The sequence below is a fragment of the Microcoleus sp. B9-D4 genome (genome assembly GCF_036705105.1).
In the GTDB taxonomy this organism is placed as follows: Bacteria; Cyanobacteriota; Cyanobacteriia; order Cyanobacteriales; family Microcoleaceae; genus Microcoleus.
The window spans coordinates 38,867-49,191 of record NZ_JAUBTS010000057.1; the positions used below are offsets into that span (position 1 = coordinate 38,867).

Annotated in this window: 5 protein-coding genes and 1 pseudogene; 1 reads left to right on the forward strand and 5 read right to left on the reverse strand. The window is 46.0% G+C overall.

Going from position 1 to position 10,325, the window contains the following annotated elements; translation table 11 throughout:
- Positions 1-51 precede the first annotated feature (51 nt).
- From QUB24_RS25855 to QUB24_RS25875, 5 genes are all read right to left on the reverse strand, one after another.
- On the reverse strand, positions 52-5,547 hold the full coding sequence (locus tag QUB24_RS25855) for a response regulator (RefSeq protein ID WP_333156483.1): 5,496 nt from the start codon (positions 5,545-5,547) through the stop codon (positions 52-54).
- A complete protein-coding gene (locus tag QUB24_RS25860; RefSeq protein WP_333156484.1) occupies positions 5,547-5,792 on the reverse strand; it encodes a hypothetical protein in 246 nt (81 codons plus the stop codon). Before QUB24_RS25860 ends, QUB24_RS25855 begins: the two co-directional genes overlap by 1 nt.
- A 295-nt stretch (positions 5,793-6,087) precedes the next feature.
- Entirely contained in the window at positions 6,088-6,852 is a 765-nt protein-coding gene (locus QUB24_RS25865; RefSeq protein WP_333156485.1) for a hypothetical protein, read from the reverse strand.
- Positions 6,853-7,146: 294 nt separating this feature from the next.
- Positions 7,147-7,530 carry a hypothetical protein gene (locus QUB24_RS25870; RefSeq protein WP_333156486.1) on the reverse strand — a complete coding sequence of 128 codons (384 nt, stop codon included), beginning with the start codon at positions 7,528-7,530 and terminating at the stop codon, positions 7,147-7,149.
- Positions 7,531-7,563: 33 nt separating this feature from the next.
- Positions 7,564-8,856 carry a glycosyltransferase family 39 protein gene (locus tag QUB24_RS25875; RefSeq protein WP_333156487.1) on the reverse strand — a complete coding sequence of 431 codons (1,293 nt, stop codon included), beginning with the start codon at positions 8,854-8,856 and terminating at the stop codon, positions 7,564-7,566.
- Between the two features lie 1,211 nt (positions 8,857-10,067).
- On the opposite strand from QUB24_RS25875, the pseudogene QUB24_RS25880 reads away from it, so the two are divergent.
- Positions 10,068-10,325 (forward strand): annotated as a pseudogene (locus tag QUB24_RS25880) (transposase); the annotation flags it as partial.

Genomic DNA, 10,325 nt, shown 5'->3' on the forward strand with positions numbered 1-10,325 from the left:
ACTGACAAATAACCAATAACAACCAACAAATAAAAAATAACAAATAACAAATTACCCTATTTGCGATCGCAACTTCCCCGTTTCCAATTCCGTCTCAAAAGCCGCCCGCACCTTTTCCCACTCCGCTTGGGCTTCCAACAGGCGATCGCGCGCCGTACTCACATCAAAAACCTGTTCCCCTCCCGACTCAACCGCCAAGCGACCCATATATTCTAACTCCTTGCAAACAGCAGAAAAAGACACCGCTCCTAAATTGGCGCTGCTCGACTTCAGCGTGTGAGAAGCCAGCTTCAAACTATCAGCATCGCCAAGAAAAATAGCCTCCTTAATAGTTTCTAAATGCTGCGGTGCGTCTACCAAATATATCTTAATCAGCTCCCCCAAAAAATCGGGGTCTTCATCATCGTCTAGCTCACGGAGATTTTGCAAAATATGAAAATCAATCGGCGAATCTGCTCCCGGTGGAACGCTCGAAGAACCCGCAGTATCACTGTCAATGTCATCAGAAATATCTTGATTTTTTTCCTCAGTAACCGCATCCAATTCATCCCGATTCAGAGGTGAGCACTTGCTCAAGGCGATCGCCAACTCTTCCCGGCGTACCGGCTTAGTAATATAATCGTCCATACCTGCTTCCAGACACTTTTCGCGATCGCCCTGCATCGCATTAGCAGTCATCGCAATAATTCTCGGCTTCTTGTTAGCAGGCCATTCCTGACAAATGCGGCGCGTCGCTTCCAACCCATCCATGTTCGGCATCTGCACATCCATCAGCACAACATCGTAAGATTGCCGCTTGCACGCCTCCAAAACCTCCAACCCATTAGCCGCAATATCAGCCCGGTATCCTATCCTGTCGAGTAAATGCGTAGCGACTTTTTGATTCACCACATTGTCCTCAGCCAGCAAAATCCGAATCTGACTAGAATTAGCTGCATCCTGTCCGGCAGAATTCGTCGCAACCTGCCTCAAAACAGCAGGCGTCCGCTGCACGCGGTGCTGTTCTTGAGAATTTTCAAAATACTTCAATCCCGAAGTCAAAGTCACCACATTTGAAAGTTCTCCCCTGCCGCTTCTGCCAGTAACATATCCAAAAACTTGCAGCAACACATTATAAAACTGGGACTGTTTTAAAGGCTTAGTTAAAAAAGCCGAAAAATGTACTTCTGTAGTTTCAAGTTTTTTCCAAACTTCCGCCTTACTTAAATAAGTAAACAGCACCAAAGGTAGTGCTATTTTGCGAGAGTTTTTAACGTTGATGACATGGGGATTTAGACCCTCGTCGCCCGACAAATTGCTCAGCTCAAATTTCCGAATCTCCACAGCCAAAGCCACACCGTCGATATCTGGTAGATTCATCGCCAAAATAGCTAAATCGATCGGCGAGTTTCCTTTGATGATTTCCAAAGCCTCAGCACCCGAAGTTACAGCCACGGGTATCATTCCCCAAGACTCTGCCTGACGGATCAAAACTTGCCGATTAATGGCATGATGCTCAACAATTAACAAGCGCTTACCAGCGGCAAATTCGGGTCTTTTTTCCTCAGCCCGGATGTCATTCGCTTCAGCAGTCACCGTGAAATAAAAAATCGAACCCGAACCCGATATCGACGGCGGAGTAAATTCTGCAGGCGACCTTCCAGCGATACTTTGTCCGATCGCAGAAACTCCCGGTTGAGACTTAGAACTTCGGGGATCAACCTGGCTGACAACCCACATTGTACCGCCCATCATATCGCTCAAACGCTGGCTGATAGCCAGTCCCAAACCCGTCCCGCCGTAATGTCGCGTTGTCGAAGCATCCACCTGCGAAAAAGCTTTAAACAGGCGATCCATCCGGTCTGGCGGAATACCAATTCCCGTATCTTGGACAGCAAATTGAATCTCGTATTGTTTGCTACGTGCCAACTCTCCCTGGTTAATTGCTAGGGGTTGTGGCTCTAGAATATTAATTTTTTCCGGCGAACTCTTAGCAGCTACCTGTTCAATTTGCCTAGCCGTACAGCACACCACAATTTCTCCAGATTCTGTAAACTTCACTGCATTACCCAGCAGATTTACCAAAATTTGGCGCAGCCTCGTGACATCTCCTAAAATGTTTTTCGGAACAGAATCATCAATAAAGTAAGCCAGCTCTAAACCTTTTTCTGAGGCTCTCGGAGCCAGTAATTCCAGAGATTCTTCTATACAGTTTTGCAGCTCGAAGGGGCTGCGTTCCAAATCCAATTTTCCAGATTCAATCTTAGAAAAGTCGAGAATATCGTTAATAATAGTCAGTAAAGCATCGCCGCTGGTACGAATTGTCTCCACAAAATCCCGCTGTTCAGGAGTTAGTTCCATATCCAGCAGCAAGCCCGTCATCCCGATGACCGCATTCATCGGAGTGCGAATTTCGTGACTCATAGTCGCTAAAAATTCGCTCTTAGCTCTATTAGCAACTTCCGCCGCTTGTCGCGCTTGATCCAAAGCTTCATTTTGCTCTGCTAACTGTCGCTGTCGCTGAACTTCGGTTTCTAAAAGTTGTGCTTGAGCTAAGGTAATGCCAACTTGAGCGGCAACATCTTCTAACAGTTCAATTTCGTCGGGATTCCACTGGCGAGTTGCATCGCACTGGTGCAAAGTAATAATTCCATTCGGTTCTCCTTGATAGGAAGTGCGAACAGCCAACATAGATTTTAATCCGATGCGGCGGCACATCGGTCCCGAAGATTCCAGCAAAGGATCGGCAAACACATCGGGAGATGCCAGGGCTATATCTTCCGCGAGGAGTTTTTCTGTGTAGGGGTTATAAGTGACAGAAAGTTCTAAATCTAAAGCCGATTCGTGACCGGGTTCTAAGTATTCTGCGACGCAAGGAAGGTGGGGATAAGGTTCGGAAAGATAGGTATGAATTGTACAGCGATTGACACCAAATACGCGGCCGATTTGGGTGGCGGTAGTTTGAAAAATTTCTTGAGTGTCTAAGGTCGATCGCACTTTTTGAGTAATTTGTTTGAGTAGTAAAACGCGCTGGTACTGACGTTGCAAAGTTCGCTCTCGCTCTTCGCGGGCAATTTCTGCGCCAATGTAATTGCCCATCAACTTTAAAATTTCAAAATTCAGCGGTTTAAAAGGAGATTTAGTGGTGCGGGAAGTAAAGCTCAAAGTACCATAAACTCGCCCTTGCACTATTACCCTCGTCCCGACAAAAGCCTCCAACTTGCGGACGCTGTAAGCGGGGTGGTTGCGCCACTGAGTAGTGCCGGCTGATTCCACAGAAATAGGTTCGCTCGATCGCAAAACCTCTCGCTCAAAGGTTCTGCTCAAAGCAAAACCGTCTCCTTTAGCAAATCCAAAGGGAAAATCTTCCGGTACATAAGCCGCAATCACTTCGTAGCGATCGCCCAAAACCCTGCCCAACAGCCCGATATCCATCCCAAACTGACTACAGCCCATTGCCAGCAACCGCATCGTTCGATCGTCAAAAGAGCCTTCCGAGCTCACCATTACCTCGTAGAGCGATCGAATTGCCCGCTCGCTTTCCCGGAGTTCCTCAACTCCTTCGAGGCGGTTGCAGACATCGTGCAAAGTCCCGAAAATTCCCGCTATTTCGCCTTGCGGATTCCGCCGGACTTGGGCAAATAGTTCCACGGAAACAAAGCCGGAATTACTGTGAATTCCCAAGGAGTTTTTCTCCGAACCAGACTTGGACTTAAATCGCAGTTCTCGCCGTTCAAATTCCGACTTCCCGGACAGCAAAGACTCCAATAAATTTGCACATTGCTCGCGCTCATCTGGATGCACCCACTCTAAAAAATTAGTTTGCAAACTTTCGGCAACCGAAAAATTCGTAATTTCCGTCCAAGCGCGGTTGAGAAATTTCCAAACCCCCGCCGCATCTATGTGGAAAATTACTGTTGCTTTCAAAGAGTCAAATAGATGAAATTGTTCTCGATCCTGCTCGCGGTTTTTGAGTTCAAACTCCTTGTTTGGAGTAATATCTGTATGAGTTCCTACTACCCGCAGCGGTTTGCCGGTAGCGCTGCGTAAAACTTGACCTCGGTTCAGCACCCAGACAGTGCTGCCGTCTTTACAGTACATCCGATATTCTGCTGCAAAATCCGGTGTCTTTTGGGCGAAGTGTTCTTCTAAAGCTGCCTTTACCGAGTCAATATCATCTCGGTGGATGCGACTCCACCATTCTGATCGGCGATTCGAGATTTCCCCTTCTTGGTAGCCCAGCATTTCTTGCCACCGCGCCGAATAAAAAAACTCATCTGTTTCGAGATTCCAGTCCCAAATCCCCTGATTGTTGACTGCAGGGGGGAGATTTTGCCGCTCTACGAAACTGTGGTGAGAAATTTCAGCCATCTCGTGGCTATTTGCTGCTGTCCGCTGTATTTCTGCTGAGAGTTTTTTGTATTGAGCGTTGCTAGATTCTAGCTGGCGCTGCAAAGCGATTAAGCCAGAATGCAGAGATTTTGAATCCAGCGCTTGTAAAAGGATAGTTTTAGGATTGACAATCCCGATCGGGTGATTTGTTTCGTTGATGACTAATAAAGGCAACTGGCAGTAGTGTTTTTGCAGCAGCGCCACGGCTGCTTCGAGGCTAGAGTGCGATCGCACCAGTGGCGGCGAACTGCTGCAAATTGCTCCCGCTTTAATTTTGTTAGAGTCTCTTCCCAGCGCCTGTAACTGCACAATATCCCGCGAACTTACCACCCCAACCAGTTTGTGAATGTTGGGATTTGTAAATTTGGAATTATGAGCAGCACCAGTCGAGTGTTGATCGGGGGTTTCAGTGATTAATACATAACTAACATTGTGTCTAAACATCAGTTGCGCCAAATAGCGAACCGAAGAATTAGAAGGAGCGTGAATTATTCGTGAGGCTGCTATTTGAGGGATTTGATAAAGTTTAATTAAACTTGCAGGTAGCTCTACTTTCTGATGCACAATTGGCAGGGGCGGAGGGAACGCGAAAGCCGCAGGTGGCGAAGCGCTGCTAATTGCTTTTGGTGTCGATTCCCCAATTCCCTGCAACATTTGCACCAAGCTTTGAGAGCTAATTAAACCGACAAGTTCTTCAGCCTCGCTGACGACGGGCAAATGGCTGATCTGATTTTTCTCCAGCAGATTAGCTAAGGCAAAAAAGTCGGGAATTTCCGATTCTCGGGCTACAGTTACGGTTCTGATCATGATTTGCTCGATCGCAAATCCGCTCAAAGCAGCGCCGATCGAATTTAGCTGTACGACATCTCGCGTTGTAAAAATCCCCAGCACTGTCTGGCCGCCCGCATAGGGAGCTTTTGAGCCGTTGAGAGGCCGCCCGTTGCCTCCTGCGTGTACCGCACGCGGTATGCCGTTGTAGAAACCCGACTGTTCCCGCGATTGTGGGGAAGTCCCGTTCGTGGGATTTCCGAGTTGAGAATTCCCGCGCGGTTCTACCACGAGGACGTAACTGGCTCCTGTGCTACTCATCAGCTCGATCGCCTTTTCTACGGGCGTCTCAGGGGTGACGGTGAGGGGATTGCGGTTGATGACCTGACTGAGGGAGGGAATAAACATCAGGGGGCATAAAAGTGATATTTGTTGGATCGCGAGCAGCAGGTTGATTGAGAGGCTTTACCCGCGAGATTTCCCAGCGCCCTCAAAGTTTCTGTACGATTAAACTGACCCATACTTCCAGCATCTTGGCATTTAAAATTAATTCCGTGCCATATCCTGATAATTGACGGCTTCTGACTTTCAGAACCAATGCTATCTGCCAGAGGGCGGACATGAAGGCTGGCGGGCAATTCCTCGCTTAGCATAACTGCTGCGGGTTTACGAGCAAGAATTTCTGCGATTGTCTAGACTGCACCCTACTTTCTCGCCCTCAACCGAACTCTCGCTCGCATTCTGTTTGAGGCAAGATACCTGCACGCTACCAATTTACCAGCGACAGGAGGGGAATCACAACAGGACGACTTAGGTATGGCAACTATGCAATTAGGGGTTCGAGGGTTCAAGGGTTCCAGGGTTCCAGGGCCAAACAGGCAGAAAATAAATAATTCTGAGCATAACTAATTCTATCGTACCGCAATTATGACCAAGAGGATTTGAGCTTCAATTCTGGCGATCGAACTTGATGAGAATAGCGCTGTTCCCTGCCAGTGCAAAACTCGCATTGCCGCCCTTGAGCCTTAAGCTACCAACAACCTCATCCATTCTTTTAGAACTGAACTCCCGCACCGTGCCATTACCAGTTTTTATCAGCTCCGAAATATCAGCATTAACAGTGTAAGATGTGGGTCGGTCATTCACAACCAGCAAGTAAACATTCTTGCTAGCATCAAGAGTTGCAACTGCCATTAAATCCGAACTGTTAGTGATAGGAAAAAAGCTAGCTCTCCCGCCCTGCAAAGCCCTAATTCCCATCCGCAAAGCATAGTAGCCCGCGCGCCGTTTTCCCCCGTCCCCTAGCAAACCTTCTGGCAGTCCCGGTTTTCCCCAGTCGTACAAACAGAATATGTGACTGCCGTAAATATAATTATCCCCCGGTTGGGAACCTCGAATCAAATTCTTAATCAAATTTAAAGCTAAAGATAAATCGCCGTAGCTAATTTCGTAAGTTCCCCATTCTCCTACCCAAAGCTGCGAGTTAGCGCGGACAGTACCGTTCATCCAGCCGCGCACTTTGCGGGTGTAGTTAGAAATATCTGCATCGTAGTTGTGGACATTGACTGTATCGAAATAATTCGGTATTTCCTGCAAAGCACTAGCCGGCCAATTGCTGCCGCCTACGGTTTTTGGGCCGTGGATGCGGTAAGTGCGATCGGGCAAATAAGTTTTATAAACAAAGTCGATCGCCTCTTTTGCCACCTTAACCAATTCAAAATAGTCAGCCCTAGTCCCGCCCCAACCCTGATCGCGATTGTCCGGTTCGTTGTGAATTTCCCAATCATCAACGCGGTAATCATTGCGAACATTCAGCCAATAAACCGTAGCAAAAACCTGTTCCCACCACTCGTTCCAATCTTCTCCTGTGCGCGGGGGATTCAGTTGCAGCGCCCAACTCGGATTCCAGCTATTATCAACATTGCGAATACTGACAACCGGGCGAATATTTGCTTGTTTTAGAGTATTAAAAATAGTCCTGGCATTGCCTTGCCAAACAGTACCGGGTTAGCCCGACCACCAATAATCGCTACCCAGGGGCGGATTAGTCATAATCTGATCCCAATGCGCCCAATTAATTATATTTGGATTTGTCTTAATTTCGTCAATAGATGGCCAACCGTATTTACCGTCGTCGTCTTCGGGTTCCCACCGGGACATCCCGCCGTAAATGCCGTAGGTATTAATTCCCAAATCTTGCAAATCTTTGATGTCGAAATTGATATTGCCCTCGACTGCACCGATGTAGCGAGTGCTAACACCCGCAGCAGTACCGGAAATTTTAATTGTTTCGATGTTTTGAGCAAAAGTTGTCGTGACGCTGAACAACCCTATGCCAAGAGCCATTAAAATGGCGATGGTAAAATTCCGAATAATTGTTTTTGAGAACACTGGGTTAATAACTCATGACAAACTGCCTAATAGCTACTGACTAATTGACTTCAAGCGACGCTGAAGTTCCCCCGCCGCTGTAGCAATTACGACCGCCAAAATCGGGTGCAGCGGCTCACTGTAGCGAACTTCTGCATAAGTGAGCGCATGAATCACAGTAAAATAGGCACAGACTAGCAACAGTGGCAAAAACTCCCGCCAGCGATGCCGCAAAACTATCATGCCCAAAGCAGCAAATACAGGCAAATTTCGCGACGCTAACATGCCGACAATCCGTTGGGGCGAAAAGAATAGCCGCATTGCCTTTACATTCAACAGATCGTGATAAGGCCAGTCACTTATAGGGTTTCCCAACCACAAAAAAACTGCCTTTTGCAAACAATACCAGAGATAGACAGCAGGCTCGCGGAGGATTGAAGCGATCGCCCGTTTGGTAAAATAGCGATCGCCCTCAATTGTAAAAGCATTGTGTCCCCCATTCCGAGCCGGATTTAGTTCTTCCTGCCAAATCTGAACAATATGGCGTTTTGGCAGTTTTTCATAAGCCAAATGATAAAACTCTGGACTTCCTTGCCACAGCAGCGCCGTAGAAACGCTGTAAAGCAAAAAAGTTTTGTGCGTTCGATAATTGTGGTAAGTCCAAGGTGCAGTAATAATTATAATCGCGCCCAAATAAGCCAGAAACAAAGCTATCTTGCGCTTAAAATGCCATTGACGCGGCATCAATAGTGGCACAAGTGCTGGAAGCAACATCCCTGTCGGCCGACAAAGATTCGTAATTGCCAGCACCGCACCTGCTAATGAAAAATTTTGCCACTGCGGCTGTTCCAATGCCCGCAACAGGCCCAGCACTGTTAAAAGTATTAAAGGTGTATATAAAACCTCTGTTTGCAGCAGCCTGACATGATGAATGAGGGAGGGATGCAGCGCAACTAATCCAGCCGCTACTAAGGAACTTTGAGCGCCAGTAAAACGCCGTGCTAGGATAAAAGTTAGCGGGATGATTGTCGCCCCCAAAAAAGCTTGTACGTAGACTACAGATGCGGGAGAACGACCAAAAATTGCATAGCATCCAGCCACAAAAAATGGATAAATTGGTGTCCGGTTCGGCTTCTCAAAAAAATGACCCTTCAGCAACCAGTATGCCAAACCCTCATAGCCCGGTTCGTCGCCCCTCAGACGGGCGGGGGTATCGGGGAGAGTTTGGTTGATGTGCCACGCCAAATAAAGGCGGAATGCGAGTCCCAGCAGCGTCAGACAAATGAGGGCCAAGACAATTATGCGGTGATTTCTTTGCTGCTGGGCTGCGGAGATGTCTGGTGTCATAAAAACTGATTGCGAAGATTTGATTGGCTTGCTCCCAAATTTTTAGGTAGGGAATGTCAAAAATTATAACCCGACTCATCCCAGATGCCTTAGCCGTTTTAGTAAAATTTTTAAAATACATAAAAGCTCCGCATCATTTCTCAAAAGCCCCCGGATTTATTCCTTTGCAGGCTGATTGACGGGAGTAATACCCCATCCGGGATTTATACCCCTTTATTATTTAGTCCGCTTGGAGTGGACTTCGTTTGTAGAGTAGTGGTTTTAACCGCCGAGTCCTATTGGAGATTTTTAACGCGGATTTGGTATGATTCTCAAATCTAGAATCTCAAATCGTCTGACTATGGACTATTCCCCTGTAGGCGGATTATATATTATTTTTATTCCCAGGTAAACTGAGCCATCGCTAATCTAACTCGACTTGCGATCGAGTTTGTTAGCTGTTGTAATAAACAAGCATTAACTATACAAATTTAAATAATTAATATTTAAAGTAAAATAACACGGCTAGCCGTCAAAAGTGAAGGTTCACTTCGCACCAGCATAGTAAAAAATTTAGGTAAAACAATTAACCCTATAAACTGCGTTAAATATAGTTCAGAGTAAATCTTAGAAATTCCTGTTAAAAATCTCGTTCGTTGTTAAGTCTGAAAAATTATTAATTTTATACTCAGATCAACAATACTCCGGACTGTTTTTAAAGAGGGATGCGACGCCTACGGCAAGCAACGCTTACGCAATAAATCACAGAAGCGAAAAAAGTGAGTGCAATCTGAACCCAAAATGAACAGAAAAAAAGGCGCTCTTTTAGGTTAAGCTATAAAATAAGCTATAAAATAAGCTATAAAAACACACAAGCTCTTCAGATTGCCCTATGAAAATTATGGAATCCATCTTACAACAAATGCCAGGGATTAGTCAACCCCAAAAGAAGTTTTTAATCACTTTATTCTCAACTATTTTGCTAGCCTATGGCAAGATCAACTTCACGAATCTCAGTCGTTATAGTTATTTGAGCGAAAAAACCTACCGTCGTCACTTTCTCAAAAGCTTCAACTTTCCACAATTTAATCAATATTTTCTCGCGTGTTGCCTTAAATACTGAACACACAATCATTGCTGTTATTGATTGTTCTTTTTTAAGAAAAAGTGGCAAAAAGACTGAGGGCAAAGCTTATTTTTATAAGGGTCTAGCTGGCAAATCGGAACAGGGGTTGGAAATTTCTGTGATTTCTATTGTCGAAATTGAGACTCGTTTATCTTATAGCTTAAGCGTACAACAAACTCCGTCACGTCCTCAAATAAAGCCGGTGAAAAAACTCCCACAAAATCCGAATAATTGCTGGTCTAAGAAATCTCGCAAAAAACAGGAACCTCAAAGCTCAACGCCTGACCTCACAAGAGTTGATGACGGGAGCACAACATCTAAAGAATACTCGTTGTTACTTCCCAACTTCTGTACGTTATTTGGT

What these genes read in the sequence shown, in the direction of transcription:
- QUB24_RS25875 (WP_333156487.1), bottom strand. Translation starts at nt 8,856, where the DNA reads ATGACACCAGACATCTCCGCAGCCCAGCAGCAAAGAAATCACCGCATA.
- QUB24_RS25860 (WP_333156484.1), bottom strand. Translation starts at nt 5,792, where the DNA reads ATGCTAAGCGAGGAATTGCCCGCCAGCCTTCATGTCCGCCCTCTGGCA.
- QUB24_RS25855 (WP_333156483.1), bottom strand. Translation starts at nt 5,547, where the DNA reads ATGTTTATTCCCTCCCTCAGTCAGGTCATCAACCGCAATCCCCTCACC.